The sequence below is a fragment of the Caulobacter sp. SL161 genome, assembly GCF_026672375.1.
In the GTDB taxonomy this organism is placed as follows: Bacteria; Pseudomonadota; Alphaproteobacteria; order Caulobacterales; family Caulobacteraceae; genus Caulobacter.
This window is the reverse complement of the sequence record NZ_JAPPRA010000001.1, coordinates 299,819-321,266: the sequence shown is the minus strand read 5'-3', so window position 1 is coordinate 321,266 and position 21,448 is coordinate 299,819. Positions and strand designations below refer to the sequence as shown.

The following is a 21,448-nucleotide window of genomic DNA, read 5'->3' as shown; positions in this document are numbered from 1 at the left end:
TTTTGACGAAAGGGAGGGCGTCATTGAGCGCTAACGTCAATCAGAACGCATGCGTCGTCATCGTCGGCGCGGGTCACGCGGGCGGTTCAGTCGCCGCGTTCCTGCGCCAGTATGGTCACGAGGGCCGGATTGTCCTGATCGGGGACGAGCCGCTGCTGCCCTATCAACGTCCCCCGCTTTCCAAAGCCTGGCTGAAGGGGGAGGCGGACGCCGACTCGCTCTCGCTCAAGCCCGCCGACTGGTACGCCGACAACCATGTGATGCTGCGTCTCGGCGGCGTCGCCGAACGGATCAACCGTTCCGAAAAGACCGTGACCCTGGCCTCGGGGGAGGTGATCCCCTACGACTTTCTGGTTCTAGCCACTGGCGCGCGGGCCCGCGAACTGCCGATCCCTGGATCGGACCTCACCGGCGTCCTGGCGCTCCGCACGGCGGCTGACGCTGAACTGCTGAAGAACGCCCTGGGCCCGGACAAGCGCCTCGCCGTTGTCGGCGGCGGCTATGTCGGCCTTGAGGCCGCCGCTTCGGCGCGCGCTCTGGGCAGTCACGCCATGGTGATCGAGCGCGAGAGCCGGGTCCTGGCCCGCGTCGCCTGTGAGACGCTGTCTCACTTCTTCCAGGATTATCACGGCAAGCACGGCGTCGCGTTCGAGCTGAACGCCGGCGTCGCGGCCTTTGAGGGCCAGGATGGTCACGTGACGGGCGTGCGCTTCACCGATGGCCGGATCGTGGCCTGCGATGTCGCTCTTGTCGGCGTGGGTGCGGTCCCGAATGACGAACTGGCCAAGGATGCGGGCCTGCCCACCGTCAATGGCGTGGTGGTCGACCTCGAGGCGCGGACCGGTGATCCGTCGATCTTCGCGATCGGCGATGTCAGCCACCGTCCTATGCCGCTCTATGACCGACAGTTTCGACTGGAGAGCGTGCCGAACGCCCTCGAGCAGGCCAAGCAGGCGGCGTCGGCGATTCTGGGCCGGCCGGGACCGGCGCCCGAGACGCCGTGGTTCTGGTCGGACCAGTATGATCTCAAGCTGCAGATTGCCGGGCTGCCCTTCGACGCCGACCGGCAGGTCGTGCGCGGCGACGTGGCGGCGGCGAAGTTCGCCGTCTTCCATCTGAAGGGAGACCTGGTCCAAGCTGTGGAAGCGGTGAACGCGCCGCCGGAGTTCATGGCTGGAAAGCAGCTGATCGCCAAGCGCACGCCAGTCGACGCCAGCAAGCTCGCCGATCCGTCGGTGTCCATGAAAGAGGTGGCGGCCTAAGGTCGCCCCATAGAGAGAGCCTTCCAGGGGTAACGGGAAACAAATGGCCAAGATCACCTACATCCAGCACGACGGCGCCGAGCAAGTCATCGACGTGAAGCCGGGCCTGACCGTCATGGAAGGCGCCGTGAAGAACAACGTGCCGGGCATCGACGCCGACTGTGGCGGCGCCTGCGCCTGTGCGACCTGCCACGTCTATGTCGACGAGGCCTGGCTCGATAAGACCGGTGACAAGTCGGCCATGGAAGAGTCGATGCTGGACTTCGCCGAGAACGTCGAACCCAACAGCCGCCTGTCTTGCCAGATCAAGGTGAGCGACGCGCTGGACGGCTTGATCGTGCGTCTCCCGGAGAGCCAGCACTAAGGCGTACGGCTGGAGCCCGCAGGGTCGGGCTCCGCAAGCGTCTGTTAACGACGCCGTCAAAAGAGCGTCGTTATATTGTCGCGAGGGGGTTGCCAGCCGCCGGCTGGCCGACTAGATCACCGCCTCGCTCGGAACGGCATCGCGACCGGACGACGCGGCCCCCGAAAGGGAGTTGCATCGGTTCAGTCGCTTCGCTAGAAACCGCGCTCCAATCGACTCGATGATGGATCCGCAAGGGCGGCTTCGGCGGCCCCGGGATCCTCTTTTGTCTCTTCGATACCCGGTTTTCCGGAGCGTCGAAAAAGCCGAAAAGAGTTGGTTGACTTCGGAATGTCGCCTCTTTAGAAGCGCCGCTCCGAACATCGCCGCCAAGATTTCGCAAGAATTCAGCGGCGCGGTGTAAGGTCTAGTTACTCGATGATTTGAAGTTTCTTCAAAATAGTCGGTTGACTGGATTGGCTGACTTCTCTAGAAGCTGGCCGCTCTGGTGGGTCCGGGTTTCCCGGTTTCGCCGCTCCGGTTCGAAAAGTTTTGAAAAAAACGATTTGACACGGAAAACGAGGTTGGATAGATAGCCGCCTCCGCCGACATCGGGCGCTAAACGATGGAGCCGCCGGGAGGTGGTTCGGGTCTTTGACATTGTTGAATTGGAAAGAGAAACGCAGGCGGCGGCGCTCTGGCGATGACCTTCGGGTCATCAACTGACGCTGACGAATGCGGTCTCTTGAAGAAGACACCATTACGCCGGTTGGCCTTCGGGTCGATCGAGTGATGGGAACTCGTCAAGAAACTATGCAAACCAGATACCTGGTCCTGGGTTTTCCCCTGGGACTGGAAGTCTGAAGTCAATGTCAACTCAACCTGAGAGTTTGATCCTGGCTCAGAGCGAACGCTGGCGGCAGGCCTAACACATGCAAGTCGAACGGATCCTTCGGGATTAGTGGCGGACGGGTGAGTAACACGTGGGAACGTGCCCTTTGGTTCGGAACAACTCAGGGAAACTTGAGCTAATACCGGATGTGCCCTTCGGGGGAAAGATTTATCGCCATTGGAGCGGCCCGCGTCTGATTAGCTAGTTGGTGAGGTAAAGGCTCACCAAGGCGACGATCAGTAGCTGGTCTGAGAGGATGATCAGCCACATTGGGACTGAGACACGGCCCAAACTCCTACGGGAGGCAGCAGTGGGGAATCTTGCGCAATGGGCGAAAGCCTGACGCAGCCATGCCGCGTGAATGATGAAGGTCTTAGGATTGTAAAATTCTTTCACCGGGGACGATAATGACGGTACCCGGAGAAGAAGCCCCGGCTAACTTCGTGCCAGCAGCCGCGGTAATACGAAGGGGGCTAGCGTTGCTCGGAATTACTGGGCGTAAAGGGAGCGTAGGCGGACTGTTTAGTCAGAGGTGAAAGCCCAGGGCTCAACCTTGGAATTGCCTTTGATACTGGCAGTCTTGAGTACGGAAGAGGTATGTGGAACTCCGAGTGTAGAGGTGAAATTCGTAGATATTCGGAAGAACACCAGTGGCGAAGGCGACATACTGGTCCGTTACTGACGCTGAGGCTCGAAAGCGTGGGGAGCAAACAGGATTAGATACCCTGGTAGTCCACGCCGTAAACGATGAGTGCTAGTTGTCGGCATGCATGCATGTCGGTGACGCAGCTAACGCATTAAGCACTCCGCCTGGGGAGTACGGTCGCAAGATTAAAACTCAAAGGAATTGACGGGGGCCCGCACAAGCGGTGGAGCATGTGGTTTAATTCGAAGCAACGCGCAGAACCTTACCACCTTTTGACATGCCTGGACCGCCACAGAGATGTGGTTTTCCCTTCGGGGACTGGGACACAGGTGCTGCATGGCTGTCGTCAGCTCGTGTCGTGAGATGTTGGGTTAAGTCCCGCAACGAGCGCAACCCTCGCGATTAGTTGCCATCAGGTTTGGCTGGGCACTCTAATCGTACTGCCGGAGTTAATCCGGAGGAAGGCGGGGATGACGTCAAGTCCTCATGGCCCTTACAAGGTGGGCTACACACGTGCTACAATGGCGACTACAGAGGGCTGCAATCCCGCGAGGGGGAGCCAATCCCTAAAAGTCGTCTCAGTTCGGATTGTTCTCTGCAACTCGAGAGCATGAAGTTGGAATCGCTAGTAATCGCGGATCAGCATGCCGCGGTGAATACGTTCCCGGGCCTTGTACACACCGCCCGTCACACCATGGGAGTTGGCTTTACCCGAAGGCGCTGCGCTAACCGCAAGGGGGCAGGCGACCACGGTAGGGTCAGCGACTGGGGTGAAGTCGTAACAAGGTAGCCGTAGGGGAACCTGCGGCTGGATCACCTCCTTTCTAAGGATGCCTCTCCAAGCTCTCACGGGCTTATTGAGGCTCCAGACACGGTCGCTAGACGACCACAAATGAGCGGATCGCCGCCGTCTTCGTTTCTCTTTCCACTCACTTGGTTCCGTTAGGGATCAAGTCGATCGCGAGCCCGGAGGCAGACGCCCCGAAGGCCGTCATAGGCCTGTAGCTCAGGTGGTTAGAGCGTACGCCTGATAAGCGTAAGGTCGGCAGTTCGAGTCTGCCCAGGCCTACCACTCTTTCCTCTGATGCTTCGGATCACGACCAGCTCTCCTGGCTAACCCAGATCTCTTTAAAGAGAGGGGCCATAGCTCAGTTGGTAGAGCGCCTGCTTTGCAAGCAGGATGTCGTCGGTTCGAATCCGTCTGGCTCCACCATCTCCCCGTACGATGCGGGTTGAGATTGATCTCGCGATTGGAATGACAAGTTTGCAGCAGCGCTCAGCGCTGATGCGAAATGACATTGTGAAGGCAGGGTTCACCCGCCGACCGCAGCTCACCCCTGGGATGCGGATCCGGTTTAAGGGCGGACTTAAGAAGACATCATTGTCTGACTAAAGGTAGAGCCCAGGCTCAGCCTTCCCCGCGAGATGCGGCGAGGGCTGAAACAGCATGGGTTTTGCTGAGAACGATCAAGCGCATAAGGGCTTCTGACGGATGCCTTGGCATTGAGAGGCGATGAAGGACGTGGCACGCTGCGATAAGAGCCGGGGAGGCGCGAGCACCCTTTGATCCGGCTATCTCCGAATGGGGAAACCCACCTTTATGGTCACCCGACTTTGTTTCCGCTTCGGCGGAGACGACGATCGGTTGATCAGACAAGGTATAATGACCTGAATACATAGGGTTCATTAAGCAAACCCGGGGAACTGAAACATCTCAGTACCCGGAGGAAAGGACATCAACCGAGACTCCCGTAGTAGTGGCGAGCGAACCGGGACCAGGCCAGTGCTGTCGTGACATAAAGCTGAATGTGTTGGGAAACACAGCCATAGTGGGTGATAGCCCCGTAAGCGTCAAATAGCGACAGACTCGAGTAGGGCGGGACACGTGAAATCCTGTCTGAACATGGGGGGACCACCCTCCAAGCCTAAGTACTCCTCAATGACCGATAGCGAACAAGTACCGTGAGGGAAAGGTGAAAAGCACCCCGACAAGGGGAGTGAAACAGAACCTGAAATCGGAAGCCTACAAGCAGTCGGAGCCACCGCGCGTGGTGACGGCGTACCTTTTGTATAATGGGTCAGCGACTTCATGTGCCGTGCAAGCTTAAGCCGTTAGGTGTAGGCGCAGCGAAAGCGAGTCTGAATAGGGCGAATAAGTACGTCGCATGACGACCCGAAACCAGGTGATCTATCCATGAGCAGGTTGAAGGTAAGGTAACACTTACTGGAGGACCGAACCGGTGAATGTTGAAAAATTCTCGGATGACTTGTGGATAGGGGTGAAAGGCCAATCAAACCTGGACATAGCTGGTTCTCCGCGAAAACTATTTAGGTAGTGCCTCGGACGAATTCCTTGGGGGGTAGAGCACTGAATGGATGCGGGCGGCGCGAGCTGTACCAATTCTAATCAAACTCCGAATACCCAAGAGAACTATCCGGGAGACACACGGCGGGTGCTAACGTCCGTCGTGAAAAGGGAAACAACCCTAACCATCATCTAAGGCCCCCAAGTACTGGCTAAGTGGGAAACGATGTGGGTTTGCTTTGACAACCAGGATGTTGGCTTAGAAGCAGCCATCATTTAAAGAAAGCGTAACAGCTCACTGGTCAAGCGAACCTGCGCGGAAAATGTAACGGGGCTAAAGCCAGTCGCCGAAGGTATGGGTGTGCACTTTGTGCACGCGGTAGCGGAGCGTTCCGTAAGCCGACGAAGGTGAGGCGTGAGCCTTGCTGGAGGTATCGGAAGTGAGAATGCTGACATGAGTAGCGATAAAGAGGGTGAGAGACCCTCTCGCCGAAAGCCCAAGGGTTCCTGCGTAAAGCTAATCTGCGCAGGGTTAGTCGGCCCCTAAGGCGAGGCCGAAAGGCGTAGTCGATGGGAATCAGGTGAATATTCCTGAACCAGTTGGAAGTGACGGATCTGGTAAATTGTCAGGGCTTATTGGATTGCTCCTGGCAGTGAACAGGTCCCTGGAAATAACTCCAACGGAGACCGTACCCGAAACCGACACAGGTGGGCAGGTAGAGTATACCAAGGCGCTTGAGAGAACTATGCTGAAGGAACTCGGCAAATTGCACGCGTAACTTCGGGATAAGCGTGACTCTCTTTTGGGCAACCAGATGAGAGTGGCACAAGCCAGGGGGTAGCGACTGTTTATCAAAAACACAGGGCTCTGCGAAGCCGCAAGGCGACGTATAGGGTCTGACGCCTGCCCGGTGCCTGAAGGTTAAAAGGAGGGGTGCAAGCTCTGAATTGAAGCCCAGGTAAACGGCGGCCGTAACTATAACGGTCCTAAGGTAGCGAAATTCCTTGTCGGGTAAGTTCCGACCTGCACGAATGGCGTAACGACTTCCCCACTGTCTCCAGCATAGGCTCAGCGAAATTGAATTCCCCGTGAAGATGCGGGGTTCCCGCGGTCAGACGGAAAGACCCTATGAACCTTTACTGCAGCTTCGCCTTGGCGTTAGCAGCAACATGTGTAGGATAGGTGGGAGGCTATGAAACCGGGGCGCCAGTTCCGGCGGAGCCATCCTTGAAATACCACCCTTATTGTTGCTGACGTCTAACCGCGGCCCGTTATCCGGGTCCGGGACATGGCGTGGCGGGCAGTTTGACTGGGGCGGTCGCCTCCCAAAGTGTAACGGAGGCGCGCGATGGTGGGCTCAGACCGGTCGGAAATCGGTCGTCGAGTGCAATGGCATAAGCCCGCCTGACTGCGAGACTGACAAGTCGAGCAGAGACGAAAGTCGGCCATAGTGATCCGGTGGTCCTGCGTGGAAGGGCCATCGCTCAACGAATAAAAGGTACTCTAGGGATAACAGGCTGATTTTGCCCAAGAGTCCATATCGACGGCAAAGTTTGGCACCTCGATGTCGGCTCATCACATCCTGGGGCTGGAGCAGGTCCCAAGGGTTCGGCTGTTCGCCGATTAAAGTGGTACGTGAGCTGGGTTCAGAACGTCGTGAGACAGTTTGGTCCCTATCTGCCGTGGGTGTACGAGACTTGAGAGGATCTGTCCCTAGTACGAGAGGACCGGGATGGACACACCTCTGGTGGACCTGTCATGGCGCCAGCTGTGCAGCAGGGTAGCTAAGTGTGGAATAGATAACCGCTGAAAGCATCTAAGCGGGAAACTAACCTCAAAACAAGGTCTCGCTGAGAGCCGTGGAAGACCACCACGTTGATAGGCCGGGTGTGGAAGTGCGGTGACGCATGGAGCTTACCGGTACTAATAGCTCGATAGGCTTGATCGTTCTTCAGTCAAACCCATGCAAACGCATGGCTCTACTTCAGACACTGATGTCTTCTTCACAATCTCCGGCCTCGAAAGAGGCTGGATGATATCCTTTTCGCTGACCTGGTGGCTTTGCCGGGGGTTCCCCACCCGATCCCATTCCGAACTCGGTCGTTAAGTCCCCCTGGGCCAATGGTACTTCGTCTCAAGGCGCGGGAGAGTAGGTCGCCGCCAGGTCCGCCAAAAGGATATCAAAACACAAGTCCACGAACCCTCCCTCACAATCCAAAACACCCTGACGCGGGGTGGAGCAGCCCGGTAGCTCGTCAGGCTCATAACCTGAAGGTCACAGGTTCAAATCCTGTCCCCGCACCCAGTGGACTGATCGACAAGAGGCCGCCTTCGGGCGGCTTTTTTCGTTTCCGGACCCGATCACCAGAACGATTTGGCGTCCAGCAGGTTGTCCAGCGCCTCGCGGGCGGCGCGTAGAAGCTTGTCGTCGTCGCGCTGGAGCAGCGCTGCCGTCGCCTCGCGCGCGAGGGGCGCGTCGCCATGGGCTAAGCTGTTCACCACATCGCTGCGGATGGCGCGGTCGTTGAGTACGCCCAAGGTGTCCTGCACCGCCTTGGCTGCGGCGAGGAAGCGTTCGGCGCGGAGCGGGTGGCTCGGGAACAGCGGCGCCAGATCCTCGGCGGCGTAGCGAAGGGTCTTCCCCTTCAGGCGCAGCCGGTGGCGCTCGTGGGCGTCGAGGGCGTCAAAATGCTTGGCGCCCTTCTTCATGCTGCGGCGGAGACGATCAAGCCGGTCGGCGGCATAGGCGGCCGCGGCGATTGTGCGGAGCTCGGCGAGTGCGGGCTCGCTGGTCCAGGCGCCGGCTTCGAGCCAGGCGGCGGCTTCGAGGAGGACATCGCGCGCGCGCGGGCTTTCGAGAGCGGCTTCCATGCGCAGATAGGCGGTGGCGCGGGCGGCCTTCAGGCCACGCTCGAAGGCGTCGCGGCCCTCGAAGGTCGCCGCCGAGCCCTCCCAGACCTCGCCGACGAAGACGTCGAGATCGCGGGCGGCGTCCAGCTCGCCGGCCAGCCAGTCGAGCTCGGCGTCCAGCGCCGTCGCGGCCGCGTCGTCGCGCGCCAGCGGCTTGAAGATCTTCAGCATCGCCCGCAGGCGCCGCGCGGCGACGCGCGCCTGGTGGACGTTCTCGGGCTCGGGCCGCTCGCGCAGGGCCTCCAGCGCCGCGCACAGGTGGGCGAGATTGGCCTGGCCGATCGCCTGCAGCGCCGCTTCAACCGACGCTTCAGGGTTCAGCGCCGCCGTCTGCCGGCGAACCCGCAGCGCCGCGTCACCGGTCGCCAGGCCATAGCCGCGCTCGGCCTTGCTGATCATCGACAGGCGCAGCGGCGCGTGGCGCGCCAGGGTGCGGGCCAGGTCGAACAGCGCCTCAGCCTCGCCCGTCTTCAATTCGAGCTCGAGCTCGCAGACCGTGGCGTGGCGGTCGCCGGCGCTGAGCTGGCCGCGATCCAGCGCCACCTCGATCAGCGTCTCGCCGGCGCGGACGAGGCGGATCACCCGCTCGACCCGCGTCGTGAACACCGGCGAGAGCGTCGCCTCGGCCAGCATCGGGGCCACCGGCGTGCGGGCGAGAGCGTCGCGATCGGGCGCGGGGCCGGCGATCGTCTCCTCCCATTCGCCGCGCGAGAACACCCCGCCGGCCGAGGCCGATTTCAGGGTCTGCTTGCGGCCGCCCTCGCCGTCGCGCACCCGCAGGCCAAAGCCCGCCCGGCGCAGCGCATGGTCGGCGGTGTCGTAATAGGTGGCGTCGAGCTGGCGCACCGCGCCTTCGCCGTCCAGGGCGCCCAGGATCGCCTCGGCCGCCTCGGGCGGGATCAGGAACTTCAGCTCGATCTCGCGATCCATGAAAAGCGCGTCTCCCCGACCCGTCGCCCACTGCTCTAGCGGAACTCTTGCCAACCGTCATGTGTCGGTCCAAACGTCGCGGCCATGAGTGAGATCAATGCTTCCCCCCGCCACGACTGGACGCTCGCCGAGGTCGAGGCCCTGTTCGCCCTGCCGTTCATGGAGCTGGTGTTCCAGGCGGCCAGCGTGCATCGCGCCCACTTCGATCCCTCCGAGATCCAGCTGTCGCAGCTCTTGTCGGTCAAGACCGGCGGCTGCGCCGAGAACTGCGGCTATTGCAGCCAGTCGGCCCACTTCAAGACGGGGCTGAAGGCCGAGAAGCTGATGGCCGCCGACGACGTGGTGGCCAAGGCCCGCGCGGCCCGCGACGGCGGGGCCCAGCGCTTCTGCATGGGCGCGGCCTGGCGCGAGCTGAAGGACCGCGACCTGCCCAAGCTCACCGAAATGATCGGCGAGGTGAAGGCCCTGGGCCTGGAGACCTGCGCCACGCTCGGCATGCTGACCGCCGATCAGGCGAAAGCCCTGAAGGCCGCCGGCCTCGACTACTACAACCACAACCTCGACACCGGCCCCGACTACTACAAGGACGTGGTGACCACGCGCACCTATCAGGAGCGCCTCGACACCCTGGCCCATGTGCGCGACGCCGGCATGAGCACCTGCTGCGGCGGCATCGTCGGCATGGGCGAGCAGCGCCGCGATCGCGCCGGCCTGCTGCACCAGCTGGCCACCCTGCCGGCCCACCCCGACAGCCTGCCGATCAACGGCCTCGTCCCGGTCAGCGGCACCCCGCTGGGCGACAAGGTCCTGGCCGAAGGCAAGGCCATCGACGCCATCGAGTTCGTCCGCACCATCGCGGTCGCCCGCATCGTTTGCCCCAAGTCCATGGTCCGCCTGTCGGCCGGCCGCGAAGGCATGAGCCGCGAGCTGCAGGCCCTGTGCTTCATGGCCGGCGCCAACTCGATCTTCGTCGGCGGCAAGCTGCTCACCACCCCGCTGCCCGGCCAGGACGAAGACAGCGCCCTGTTCCAGGACCTCGATTTGAAGCCCATGGGCGGCGCCGTCCGCGTCGAGGCCAAGGCCGACGCGGCGATGGTGGCGGCGGAGTAGGGCGGCCGCTCAATCCTCCCCCTCGCGGGGGAGGTGTCCGCGCAGCGGACGGAGGGGGAAGTTCTGCCGACCCTGCCTCTTCCCCCTCCGTCGTCTCTTTGAGCCGACACCTCCCCCGCTGGGGGGAGGCGTTGCGCACATCAAGCCTTCGCCGCCCGCTCCTTCTGCCGCATCTCGCTGACCAGACGGTCCAGCACCGGCGTGCGGCTGGGGGCCATCATCTCGGCGCGGGCCTCGGCGAAGATCCGCCGGTTCTCCGCGCAGGTCGCCCGCATGGCCGCCAACTCTTCAGGCGGCACGCGATCAGCCAGGGCCTCGGCCTCGCGCTCGGCGCGGTCGGTGATCCGCTCCAGCCGATCAAAGAAATCGACCAGCCCGCGCTCCTGGTTGGTCAGATGACGCCGACGACGGCGGCGGGGCGGTTTGGACTTGGGCATCTGGGGTTCTCCTGAAGACTTTGGGCTGTTCCTCCCCCGTGACACGGGGGAGGTGTCGCGAAGCGACGGAGGGGGCGAGCGCGGCGGGTGCGGTGAGGCCCCCTCCGACCCTCTGGGCCACCTCCCCCGCATCGCGGGGGAGGAACTGGAAAAGGCGTGCGTCCGCCGCTTCACGCGGCGTGACCGCTGAAGGTGTTGGGGAGGCGACGGAGCGGCCGGGCGAACCCGGATTACCGTGAGTGTTGTTTTGCGTTTCGGCTCGACTGTCCGCTCCGCCAGGTTGTTCTTGCCCGTGAGGATGGGGGGCGTGAGCGTCTTTCAGCTCGGGACCCCAGGAGCCCCCGGACGGGCGCGGACCAACTGGAGCGGCGACTTCCGTGTCCAGCCCGACGATCCACGATAGGCGGCTTGTACGATCACCGCCCTGTCGCTCCGCGCTCGACTCTCCACGGCTTCTTCCGGAATCCCGGATCTATCCAACGAACAGACCCCGATCGAAACCGCTTCGAGACCACGCGGCCCCGCTCAACCTAGCCCCGCCGCCGTATTGGGCCGGATCCATACGCCCTCCCCCGCGACAGGGATGAGTTCAGTATGGGGCGGGTTTTGACGCCGGGGATAAGTTTGGGCGTAAAAGTCACAAGGCGTTGTTTTCATTGGGATCGGCCCGGCCAATTCCGAGCATTCAAGCCCGCCGATCCCCGTAAAATCCTCCCCCCAGCGGGGGAGGTGTCCGCGCAGCGGACGGTGGGGGAAGTCCTGCCGACCCTGCCTCTTCCCCCTCCGTCGTCTCTTCGAGCCGACACCTCCCCCGCTGGGGGGAGGATTTTTGAGCGCCCCCCTGTCGGCTTTCGCCCGCCTTGTCCGTCCTTGGCCAAAACGGAGAGACCCACCGCATGCGCGAGAAGATCATCCCCTGGGCCGGCTGGATGCTGACCGGCGCCTTTTCCCTGTTCATCGCCGGGGCGTCGATCGCGCCCAAGCTGCTGCATCACCAGGCGGCGACCAACACCTTGCAGGCCCTGGGCTGGGACCCGCGCCATACGCTGATGATCGGGCTGATCGAGCTTTCGTGCCTGGTGCTCTATCTGGTTCCGCCCACGCGCCTCTTGGGCGCGGTGCTGTTCACGGGTCTCCTGGGCGGGGCGATGGCGACGCAGATCCGCGCCGGGAGCCCGCTGTTCAGCCACACGCTGTTTGGCCTCTATCTCGGTGTCTTCCTGTGGGGCGGCCTGTGGCTGCGCGACCCGGCGCTGCGGGCGCTGTTCCCGGTGCGGCGGGGGAAGTAGGGGGGGGCGTTGTCGGAATCCCTCTCCTTTAGGGAGAGGGAGGGGCCCGCCGCGCAGCGGTGGGAGGGTGAGGGGTTACGGCGGTTGACGCTGCGCCGGCCCGCCGTCGGACGCCGTACCCCCTCACCCCGGCCCTCTCCCCATGGGAGAGGGGGCTGGGCGGCGGTGGAGTGGGCTTCACACCCGCCAAGCCCGCCGTCATCCCGCGCTTCATGCGCGGGACCGATTTGTCCGCCGCACGGGCGGAGATCACCCACGCGCTCATGTGAAAGCTCAACCATGGGTCATTAAATAAAGAATTCAATTTTAATCGCTTCTCCTCTGATCTCATGCGAAGTCGAAATTGTGTCAAAATATCAATATAGTCATTTGGTCGGCGCATAAAATCCTGCGCCTCTCTATCTTTTTTCTCATCTGCATCGCGAGCGGCGGCAGTCGAATTGTTTCATAAGCAATGATTCAGGGATCGGCCGGGTCCGCGCGCTCTAAAGCCGAGCGTACCCAGCCAGAGCCCCGCCTAGCGGATGGGGCTTAAGTGCAAGCGCCATCCGTCGAAGCCTAGAAGACTTAGGACCGACGCATGACCACCGACTCCGACTCCGACACCAACACCGACTTCCGCCCCGAGGCCCGCGCCCCCCGCGGCTTCGCCGACAAGCGCGCGCGCGACCTGCGGGCGGAGCGCGCGATCCTGGAGGCGGTGTCGGCGGTCTATGAGCGCTACGGCTTTGAGGCGCTGGACACCGGGGCGTTCGAATATGCCGACGCGCTGGGCAAGTTCCTGCCCGACAGCGACCGGCCCAATGAGGGCGTCTTTGCGCTGCAGGACGACGATGAGCAGTGGATGGCGCTGCGCTATGACCTGACCGCGCCGCTGGCCCGCTTCGCCGCCCAGACCTGGGAGACCCTGCCCAAGCCGTTCCGCCGCTACGCCTACGGGCCGGTGTGGCGCAACGAGAAGCCGGGGCCGGGGCGCTTCCGCCAGTTCATCCAGTGCGACGCCGACACGGTGGGCTCGGCCCGTCCGGAGGCCGACGCCGAGATCATCGCCATGGCCGTCGAGGGGCTGGAGGCAGCGGGCCTGCCGCGCGGCACGGCGGTGCTGAAGATCAATAATCGCAAGCTCTTGAACGGCCTGCTGACCGCCGCCGGGGCCGACAGCGCCGGCCAGAAGCTGGCCGTGCTGCGCGCGGTGGACAAGCTGGACCGCCTGGGCGTCGACGGCGTGCGCCTGCTCTTGGGCGAAGGGCGCCTGGACGAGAGCGGCGACTTCACCAAGGGCGCGGGCCTGAAAGGCAAGGCCGTCGACCAGGTGCTGGACTTCGTTCAGGCCGGCTCGACCGGTGGCCGTTCGGCGACGCTGGACAATATCGCTCGCGTGGTGGCCGGCTCGGCCGAGGGCGACGAGGGCCTCCTGGAGCTGTCGCGGATCGACGCGGCCCTCACCAGCCTGGGCATCGCCGACGACCAGGCCTTCATCGATCCGTCGATCGTGCGCGGGCTGGAATACTACACCGGCGCGGTGTTCGAGGCCGAGCTCTTGCTCAGCACCACCGACGAGAAGGGGAACAAGGTCACCTTCGGTTCGATCGGCGGCGGCGGGCGCTATGACGATCTCGTCGCGCGGTTCACCGGCACTGTGACGCCGGCGACGGGCTTCTCGTTCGGCGTGTCGCGCCTGGCGGCGGCGCTGCGGGCGGCGGGGCGTGAGCCGGGCGGGCAGGCGCGCGGGCCGGTGGTGGTCATCGCCTTCGACGACGCGCACATGCCCGAGTATTTCAAGGTGGTGGGCGAGCTGCGCGCGGCGGGCATCCCGGCCGAGGTGTATCTGGGGACCTCGGGCATGCGGCCGCAGATGAAGTACGCCGACCGTCGCCTGTCGCCGGCGGCCATCATGCTGGGCGGCGACGAGATCGCGGCCGGCACGGTGACGATCAAGGACCTCGATCTTGGTCGCGAGCTCGCCTCGGGCGTGGCCGACAACGCCGCCTGGAAGGCCGAGCGTCCGGGCCAGCAGACGATCCCGCGCGGCGAGCTGGTCGCCGCCGTCCGCAAGATCATCGGGGGTTGAGGGTGAGGCTCGAGCGTTCCATTCCGGCCGACGCGCTGGACGCTATCCGCGCCCCCTTGCTGGACGCCGGCGCGGTGCTGACCGACGCCCCGGTGCTGCAGCCGCTGGGCCTGCTGCTCGACTTGGCCGGCGAGGCCATGCGCTCGCGGCTGTTCGTGGTGTCGGGCGAGGCGGGCGAGGAGGCGTGTCTGCGCCCCGACTTCACCGTCGCCGTGGCCCGCCAGCACTTCGAGGGCGGGGGCGGGGCGGGCCGTCGCCGCTATGAGGGCAAGGCCTTCCGCGTGGCGCCGCGCGGCTCCGACCGCGCCGAAGAGTTCCTGCAGCTGGGCGTCGAGGCCTTCGAGGGGGTGATCGTGTCGCCGCCGACGCCGAGATGGCGGCTCTCGCCTGGGCCTCGGCCACGGCGGGCGGGCGCGAGGACCTCTCGCTGGTGCTCGGCGACGTCTCGCTGTTTTCGGCTTTCGTCGACAGCCTGGATCTGGCCCCGCCGCTGGCCGCGCGCCTGAAGCGGTCGTTCGCCAAGCCGCGCCAGCTGAAGGCCGAGCTCGACGGGGACGTGGCCGCGCCCACCGGCGAGCAGTCGCGCATCGCCGCCCTGCTGGCCGGCCTGCCCGAGGCCGAAGCCGCCTCGGTGCTGCAGGAGCTGTGGTCGCTGGCCGGCATCGAGCCCGTCGGCGGTCGTCGTCCCGCCGAGATCGCCCGCCGCCTCGTCGAAAAGGCCGACGCCGCCAAGGCCGGGCGCCTGGATCCCGAGCCCGCCGCCAAGGTCCGCGCCTTCCTGGCGGTCTCGGACCGTCCGGACGCGGCCCTGTCGGCCATCGCGGCCCTGGCCGGTCCCAAGGCTGGCGCGCTGAGCGCGGCCATCGACGGCTGGCGCGCGCGTCTGGCCGGCATGGCGCAGCGGGGCGTGGCCCTGGAGCGCGCCACGCTGGCCGCCGCCTTCGGCCGCGCGTTCGGCTACTATGACGGCTACCTGTTCGAGATCCGCTCGGCCGCGCTGGGCGACGAGCGCCCCGTGGCCGCCGGCGGCCGCTATGACGGCTTGCCCGCCAAGCTGGGCGTTGCGACCGACACCGGCGCGGTCGGCTTCATGATCCGCCCCGCGCGGGCCTATGCGGGAGGCGGCGAATGAGCTCCGCACCGATGATCTTCGCCATTCCCTCGAAAGGCCGCCTGAAGGACCAGGTAGAGGCCTGGCTGGCCGACTGCGGCTTCAAGCTGGAGATGACCGGCGGCGCGCGCGGCTACTCGGCCGAGCTGGCCGGCCTGCCGGGCGTGTCGGTGCGGCTCTTGTCAGCGGGCGACATCGCCGCCGGGCTCGATAGCGGCGACTTCCATCTCGGCGTCACCGGCGAGGACCTGCTGCGCGAGCGCGGCGATGACATGGACAGCCGGGTCATGCTGCTGCGGGCCCTGGGCTTTGGCCGCGCCGACCTGGTGGTCACCGCGCCCAAGAACTGGCTGGACGTCGACACCATGGCCGATGTCGACGAGGTGGGTCACGCCCATCTGGCCAAGACCGGCCGCCGCCTGCGGGTGGCGACCAAGTACGTGACCCAGACCCGCGCCTTCTTCGCCCGTCACGGCGTGGCCGACTACCGCATCGTCGAGAGCAGCGGCGCCACCGAGGGGGCCCCCGCCGCCGGCGCCGCCGAGCTGGTGGTGGACATCACCACCACCGGCGCGACCCTGGCCGCCAACGGGCTGAAGATCCTGTCCGACGGGGTGATCCTCAAGAGCCAGGCCCAGCTGACCGCCTCCCTGACCGCCGGCTGGAACGGCGAGCAGCTGGACGCCCTGCGCCGCCTCTTGTCCGTGGTCGAGGCCAAGGGGCGGGCGGGCAAGCTCGCCACCCTGGTCTGGCCGGCCGAGCAGGACCGCGCCGCTCAGGACGCCGTGGCCGCCTTCATCGCCCGCGGCGGCTCGCGCCGCGCCAACGGCGTCCTCCTGGCCACCGCCGACCTGTTCGACGCCGCGGCCGCTCTGGCCGAAGCCGGGGTCGAGCCGGTCACCGTCTCGCGTCCGGACTATGTGTTCGAGTCGCGCTCGGCGGTGCTGGACCGGTTCGCCGAGGCGCTGAAAAGTAAGATTTGACAGTTATGTCAAAAAATCAGCGTGAATCTCGACGTAAATTCGACCCGAGCGTCCAAACTACGTCGACGGCGTCAAAAATTCAGCGAACCCGTTGAGAAAAAGGCGGTCGCTGCGTTGACACCGTCACGAATTTGACGTTTCTACACACTGCAAGGACGAAACGAGCCCACCAGAGAGCTCCCGTTCTTCGGCGTTTCGGGGAGGAAACGCCCGCCTAGATCGAATGATCGAGAAAATAGCCAGCCCGTCGCGATTATCCCCCGCGGCGGGTTTGGTGTATCTGGGCCCTGTTTTACAAATTTGACGGAAGAGTCAAAAAGAGTATCGCGCATCTCGTCGCGGCTCTGGTCGGCCGTACTTGCGGGCAACGCGTCCGCAACGTCCAAACCTCTCGTCATCCCGGCCGGGATGACAACGACGGGGCGGATTGTTGCGGAACCCTACATGGCCCGCGCCTTGGCCGGCGGCGGGCCGCCGACCTGCGAACGTTGCCGATCCAGGGCTGACAGGATGTGGTCAGCGAGCCGCTCGGCGGCGGGGGGCGGTGTGCCCCGCGCCTTCAGGAGTGCGATCTCGGCGTCTTCCAGGCGGGGCAGGTCGTCGGACAGGATCGTCAGATCGTCCGGCGCCATCTCGCGCGGCAGAACGCTGAGGCCCAGACCCCCGCGCAACGCCGCCAGCTGGCCCGCCAGAGAGGGGCTGGTGTAGGTCGCCCGCCAGCCGCGCCCCGCCGCCTCCAGCGCGGCCACCGCGCGCTTGCGATAGACGCAAGGGGCCGGAGCGGCCACCAGCGGCACGGGCCCATCGCGCCGGGCCAGTTCCGGATCCAGCGCCACCCAGACCAGCGGCTCGCGCCACACCCGCACGCCCAGATCCGGACCCAGCGGCTCGCGCTTGACCAGGGCCAGGTCCAGGGCGCCCTCGCTCAGGCGGTCCAGCAGGTTCAGGGTCAGGTCGCAGGTCACCGTCAGGGCGATGCGCGGATGGCTGCGCGCGAACGAGCCCAACACGGCGGGCAGGTGCTGGGTGGCGAAGTCCTCGGGCGCGCCCAGCCGCACCTCGCCCTCGACGTCGTCGGCGCCCAGGCTGGCCAGGATCTCGTCGTTCAGACGCAGCAGGCGGCGAGCCTGAGGCAGGAAGGCTGCGCCCTGTTCGGTCGGCGCCACATGGCGCGGATCGCGCGACAGCAGCGGTTGCCCCAGCTGTTCCTCCAGGCGCCGCACCTGCAGGCTGACGGCGGATTGCGAACGCCCCAGGCGCTCCCCCGCCCGGGTGAAACTGCGTTGCTCGCACACCACCAGAAAGGCGCGGACGAGATCGAGATCCAGATTGGTGCGACGCGGCATGACGGCCCCATGATGAGCATTCCTCATCATGACTATATCAGAAATTAACAAGGGAAATCACGCCGAGTCCCTTAGAGGGGCCCCCGCGCCTTGCAGCGCACAGTTTTTGAGGGGCGTTTTCGTGGATCTTGTCACCCAGACCGTTGCGGCGGCGGCCGGCAATCTGTTGCAGCCGGCGGTGCTGTTCTTCGCCCTGGGCCTGATCGCCGCCCTGGCGCGCTCGGACCTGGCCCTGCCGAGCGAGGCGGCCAAGACCCTGTCGCTGATCCTGATGCTGTGCATCGGCTTCAAGGGCGGCGTCGAGGCGCGCGCCCACGGCCTGGACGCCGGCTTCCTGAAGGCCGCGGGCCTGGGTCTGGTCTTGAGTTTCCTCTTGCCCCTGCCCGCCTACGCCCTGCTCAAGCGCACGGGGCTGAACACCATCACCGCCGCCGCCACCGCCGCCCACTACGGCTCGGTGTCGGTGGTGACCTTCGCGGCGGCCCAGAGCTATCTGTCGTCGATCGGCCAGGCCCCGGGCGGCTACATGTCGGCCGTGCTGGCCCTGATGGAGACGCCCGGACTGCTCACCGCCATCGCCATCGCCGCGATCGCCACCCGCGACGGCGCGCACGGCAAGGATCCCGACCGCGTCTCGGCCGGCAAGCTGGCCCATGAGGTGCTGCTGAACGCGGCCAGCGTGGTGCTGATCGGCGGCTTCTTCATCGGCCTGATCACCGGCCACCAGGGGGGCGCCAAGCTGGCGACCTTCACCGGGCCGGTCTTCCAGGGCGTGCTCTGCGTGTTCCTGCTGGGCCTGGGGGTTCGGGCCGGCCAGCAGCTGGCCGCCGCGCGGGGTTTCAAGCTCGGCCTCCTGGCCATGGGCGTCGTGCTGCCCATCCTGGGCGGTTCGCTCGCGCTCGTCCTGGGCTGGCTGGCCGGTCTGCCGGCCGGAGACCTCGCCGCCCTGGCGGTGCTGGCGGCCTCGGCCTCGTACATCGCCGCTCCGGCGGCCATGGGCATGGCCCTGCCCAAGGCCGACGCCGGGGTCTATCTGACCCTGTCGCTGGGCGTGACCTTCCCCTTCAACCTGATCCTCGGCATCCCGCTGCTGGCCCTGGCGGCCGCCCAACTGGCGGGGGGGTAGGATCGTCCCGGCGCCGCGCATCCCCACGCGGCGCCGAAACGGGTTCGAGGACCGCCGGGGCTGGCCGGCGGTCCTCTCGTTGCAGAGTCTCAGACGATCTAGGTCTGCGGAACAGAGAAGCGGATGGGAATGGTCACCTGTCCGCCGTTGACGGGCTTACCGTCGATGGTCTGCGGACTCATCTGGAACAATAGGGCCACCTGCAGCGCCGCCGCGCCGAAGCCATGGGCGTCCGCGCTTTCGCGCAGAACCTTGCAAGCGGTCAGTTGGCCGGCGGCGGTGACGCGGCAATCAATCACTGCGAACCCTTCCGCCTTGGCGGCGACGGCCGTCGCTGGATAGAAGCGCGCCATGTCCTGGGCGGTCGGCTTGGCGATCCAGTTGGGCTTGGTGATCACGGGCGCGGGTCGCGCCTCGGCGGCCCAGACGGCGCCGGCGCCGGCCAGGCCGACCAGCGCGACGAGGGCAAGGCCCGCCGCCCGCCTCGCGCGGCTTCTGGTGGGGATGTTCAGCATGATCAGTCTCTCCTTCAGGGGATGAGCGCCGCCGGCCGGCCAATGGCAGCCGAACGGAACGACGCGGGGAGCCAAGAGGGTGTCGAGCAGGGTCTCGGCATAGAGCCGCCGAGCCTCGGGACGGCGCGCGAGAACGGCCTCGTCGCAGGCCATTTCCTGGTCCAGGCGCAGGCGGTGCGCGCCCAGATGAACCAGCGGATTGAACCAGCACAGGCACTGGAGAGCGACGACCAGGGCGTTGATCTGGGCGTCGCCGCGCGCCAGGTGGACGCGCTCGTGCGCCAGGACCAGGTCTCGCGCCTCGCCCCGGAAGCGAGTGTCGAAGTCGGCGGGCGCCACGATGCGCGGCCAGGGGCTGGCCAGCACCATCGGACCTGCGCCCACATGCTGGCCGATCAACAGACGGGGGTCGGCCGGATGCGGCCTCAGCGATCCCAGCGACTGGGTGAAGCGGGCCTAGCGAACCAGGAAGGCGGCGGCCGCGACCAGGGCGCCCAGAACCCAGAGCGCCAGGACGAGCTGCGCCACGGTCGACGTTGCGAGGACGGGCGGGACCGCCGCGCGCGCGGCCTTTCCGGCGGTGATCAGGATGGGCGCCAGCGGCGTGGCCTCGATCGGCGTGGGCGCTAAGGCCGCCAGGGCGCAGAGCGGGGGCGTGAGCCACAGCAGATAGGCCGGCAAGGCTCCAAAGCGTCGGCGAATAGGGCCGCGCAGGGCCGCCACCGCCAGGACGCCGCCGGCCAGGGCCAGATTGGCGCCGACCAGGCCAGACAGGACCGCCGCGCTCACTTGCCGATCCTTTCGACCAGGGCCTTCAGCGCCGCGACATCCTCGTCGCTCAGCGTGTCGCCGTCCGAGAAGTGCATGACCAGCGGGGCCAGGCGGCCGTCAAACAGGCGGTCCAGCAGGCCCTGGCTCTCGCCCTGCACATAGTCGCGTCGGCTCAGCAGGGGGGAATAGAGATAGCGGCGACCGTCGGCCTTGGCCGCGACGGCCTTCTTCTTGACCAGGCGACTGATCAGCACCTTTACGGTGCCCTCAGTCCAGTCCTGGGGGCCGCAGACCTCGGACATGATGGCTTCGGAGGTCAGCGGGCTTTCCCGCCACAGCGCCTCCATCACCACGCTTTCGGCCGCGCTGATCTTCATGGTCCGCTCCCGATGACAACTGTCAACGACTCGACGTTGACGCTTGTCATCGAACTAGTCAACCGCCGTTTCATGAGGCGGCGGACCCGGGCCGCGTGCGCCAAAAGCCCGCCGGCCCCTGGACTATCGTCACAAAGCCATGGTCAATGCCTCTGGAATAACGGGGTTATTTGAGGGTGCGGCTTGGCCCGTATCCTCCTCAAGGGGGCGAACATGGACATGACGGCAAGCCCGGCGCCGACGCGCGACCGGGTGTTTTTCCGCACCACGATCACGGCCATGGCCGTGGTGGTCGTCGCAGGCTTTGTCCTGCAGCTGGCCATGGGGCGCTCCAGCTTCGGCGCGCCGCTGGTCGTGCACCTGCATGCGGTGGTGTTCATGGGCTGGGTGGCGATCGTTGTCGCCCAGGCCTGGCTGGCTGCCGGCGGCGCGGTGAAGCTGCATCGGACGCTGGGCGCGGTGGCGGTGATCTGGCTGCTGGCCATGGTGGTCCTGGGACCGCTCGTCACCATCGAGGCCGCGCGCACGGGCCGTGTGCCGTTCTTCTTCCAGCCGCAGCATTTCATCCTGGCCAACACCATCACCCTCTTGGGCGCGGTCGGCCTGGTCGTCGCGGCGCTCGTTCTGCGCAAGAACCGCGACTGGCATCCGCGCCTGCAGATCGGGGCGTTCACCCTGCTGATGGGACCAGGCTTTGGCCGGATCCTGCCGATGCCGTTCCTCAAGCCCTATGCGTTCGAGATCGCGACCGGGGTGGCGGTGATCGTGCCCCTGATCGGGATGGTGCGCGACTGGCGGGTGCGAGGCCGGCCGCATCCGGCCTGGCTGTGGGCCATCGCCGTGCTGGTCGGGACCTTGGCGCTCGCCCGCGTCCTGGCGTTCACGCCCGCCGGCGCGGCGATCTTCGCCGCCGTCACCGCCGGCAGTCCGGCGGCCCATACCGACGGCCTTATCTATCCCAAGCCGCCGTTCTGAACGGCGGATGCAAAAAGGGCCGGTGATCCCTCACCGGCCCCTGATGTC

General features: G+C 65.5%; 11 protein-coding genes, 3 tRNA genes, 3 rRNA genes and 3 pseudogenes. 15 read left to right on the top strand and 5 right to left on the bottom strand.

Annotated features, from left to right (window positions below; all coding sequences use genetic code 11):
- The first annotated feature begins 23 nt into the window (after positions 1-23).
- The 8 genes from OVA11_RS01720 (at position 24) to OVA11_RS01685 (ending at position 7,754) form a co-directional block, all read left to right on the top strand.
- Positions 24-1,262, top strand: a complete 1,239-nt coding sequence (locus OVA11_RS01720) for an NAD(P)/FAD-dependent oxidoreductase (RefSeq protein ID WP_268065758.1) — start codon at positions 24-26, stop codon at positions 1,260-1,262.
- A 43-nt stretch (positions 1,263-1,305) separates the two neighbouring features.
- Positions 1,306-1,626 carry a 2Fe-2S iron-sulfur cluster-binding protein gene (locus OVA11_RS01715; RefSeq protein WP_096053187.1) on the top strand — a complete coding sequence of 107 codons (321 nt, stop codon included), beginning with the start codon at positions 1,306-1,308 and terminating at the stop codon, positions 1,624-1,626.
- Positions 1,627-2,483: 857 nt separating this feature from the next.
- A 16S ribosomal RNA gene (locus OVA11_RS01710) occupies positions 2,484-3,967 on the top strand.
- 171 nt (positions 3,968-4,138) lie between these two features.
- Positions 4,139-4,215 (top strand) — tRNA-Ile (locus tag OVA11_RS01705).
- A gap of 65 nt (positions 4,216-4,280) precedes the next feature.
- Positions 4,281-4,356 (top strand) — tRNA-Ala (locus OVA11_RS01700).
- Positions 4,357-4,608: 252 nt separating this feature from the next.
- Positions 4,609-7,397: ribosomal RNA gene (locus tag OVA11_RS01695) — 23S ribosomal RNA — on the top strand.
- Positions 7,398-7,500: 103 nt separating this feature from the next.
- A 5S ribosomal RNA gene (gene rrf / locus OVA11_RS01690) occupies positions 7,501-7,615 on the top strand.
- The 16S, 23S and 5S rRNA genes sit together here with 3 tRNA genes alongside, the layout of an rRNA operon.
- A 62-nt stretch (positions 7,616-7,677) precedes the next feature.
- Positions 7,678-7,754, top strand: a tRNA-Met gene (locus tag OVA11_RS01685).
- Positions 7,755-7,810: 56 nt separating this feature from the next.
- On the opposite strand, the gene OVA11_RS01680 is transcribed toward OVA11_RS01685, so the two are convergent.
- Positions 7,811-9,289 (bottom strand): CYTH and CHAD domain-containing protein, encoded by a 1,479-nt coding sequence (locus tag OVA11_RS01680; protein ID WP_268065757.1) that lies wholly within the window; start codon positions 9,287-9,289, stop codon positions 7,811-7,813.
- Positions 9,290-9,373: 84 nt separating this feature from the next.
- Here OVA11_RS01680 and bioB point away from each other — a divergent pair, with 84 nt between their 5' ends.
- A complete protein-coding gene (gene bioB / locus OVA11_RS01675) occupies positions 9,374-10,399 on the top strand; it encodes a biotin synthase BioB (protein ID WP_268065756.1) in 1,026 nt (341 codons plus the stop codon).
- Positions 10,400-10,539: 140 nt separating this feature from the next.
- On the opposite strand, the gene OVA11_RS01665 is transcribed toward bioB, so the two are convergent.
- Positions 10,540-10,836, bottom strand: coding sequence for a hypothetical protein (locus OVA11_RS01665; protein WP_268065755.1), 297 nt, complete (start codon positions 10,834-10,836; stop codon positions 10,540-10,542).
- An 860-nt stretch (positions 10,837-11,696) separates the two neighbouring features.
- Here OVA11_RS01665 and OVA11_RS01655 point away from each other — a divergent pair.
- The 4 genes and pseudogenes from OVA11_RS01655 to hisG form a co-directional block, all read left to right on the top strand.
- Positions 11,697-12,125: pseudogene (locus OVA11_RS01655) on the top strand (DoxX family protein); the annotation flags it as partial.
- A gap of 580 nt (positions 12,126-12,705) precedes the next feature.
- A complete protein-coding gene (gene hisS / locus OVA11_RS01650) occupies positions 12,706-14,196 on the top strand; it encodes a histidine--tRNA ligase (protein WP_268065754.1) in 1,491 nt (496 codons plus the stop codon).
- Positions 14,177-15,328 (top strand): annotated as a pseudogene (locus OVA11_RS01645) (ATP phosphoribosyltransferase regulatory subunit); the annotation flags it as partial. The gene hisS and the pseudogene OVA11_RS01645, both read left to right, overlap by 20 nt.
- A complete protein-coding gene (gene hisG / locus OVA11_RS01640; RefSeq protein WP_268065753.1) occupies positions 15,325-16,290 on the top strand; it encodes an ATP phosphoribosyltransferase in 966 nt (321 codons plus the stop codon). The pseudogene OVA11_RS01645 and the gene hisG, both read left to right, overlap by 4 nt.
- Before the next feature lie 440 nt (positions 16,291-16,730).
- On the opposite strand, the gene OVA11_RS01635 is transcribed toward hisG, so the two are convergent.
- Positions 16,731-17,636 carry a LysR substrate-binding domain-containing protein gene (locus OVA11_RS01635; RefSeq protein WP_268065752.1) on the bottom strand — a complete coding sequence of 302 codons (906 nt, stop codon included), beginning with the start codon at positions 17,634-17,636 and terminating at the stop codon, positions 16,731-16,733.
- A 106-nt stretch (positions 17,637-17,742) separates the two neighbouring features.
- Between OVA11_RS01635 and OVA11_RS01630 the strand changes: the two genes are divergently transcribed.
- On the top strand, positions 17,743-18,762 hold the full coding sequence (locus tag OVA11_RS01630) for a sodium-dependent bicarbonate transport family permease (protein ID WP_268065751.1): 1,020 nt from the start codon (positions 17,743-17,745) through the stop codon (positions 18,760-18,762).
- Positions 18,763-18,860: 98 nt separating this feature from the next.
- Here OVA11_RS01630 and OVA11_RS01625 read toward each other — a convergent pair.
- Together OVA11_RS01625 and OVA11_RS01620 are read right to left on the bottom strand one after the other, a co-directional pair.
- Positions 18,861-20,066, bottom strand: a pseudogene (locus OVA11_RS01625) (TonB family protein).
- Entirely contained in the window at positions 20,063-20,425 is a 363-nt protein-coding gene (locus OVA11_RS01620) for a BlaI/MecI/CopY family transcriptional regulator (protein WP_268065750.1), read from the bottom strand. The pseudogene OVA11_RS01625 and the gene OVA11_RS01620 overlap by 4 nt, the downstream one beginning before the upstream one ends.
- A 213-nt stretch (positions 20,426-20,638) precedes the next feature.
- Here OVA11_RS01620 and OVA11_RS01615 point away from each other — a divergent pair, with 213 nt between their 5' ends.
- A complete protein-coding gene (locus OVA11_RS01615; RefSeq protein ID WP_268068870.1) occupies positions 20,639-21,400 on the top strand; it encodes a hypothetical protein in 762 nt (253 codons plus the stop codon).
- The last annotated feature ends 48 nt before the right edge of the window (positions 21,401-21,448 follow it).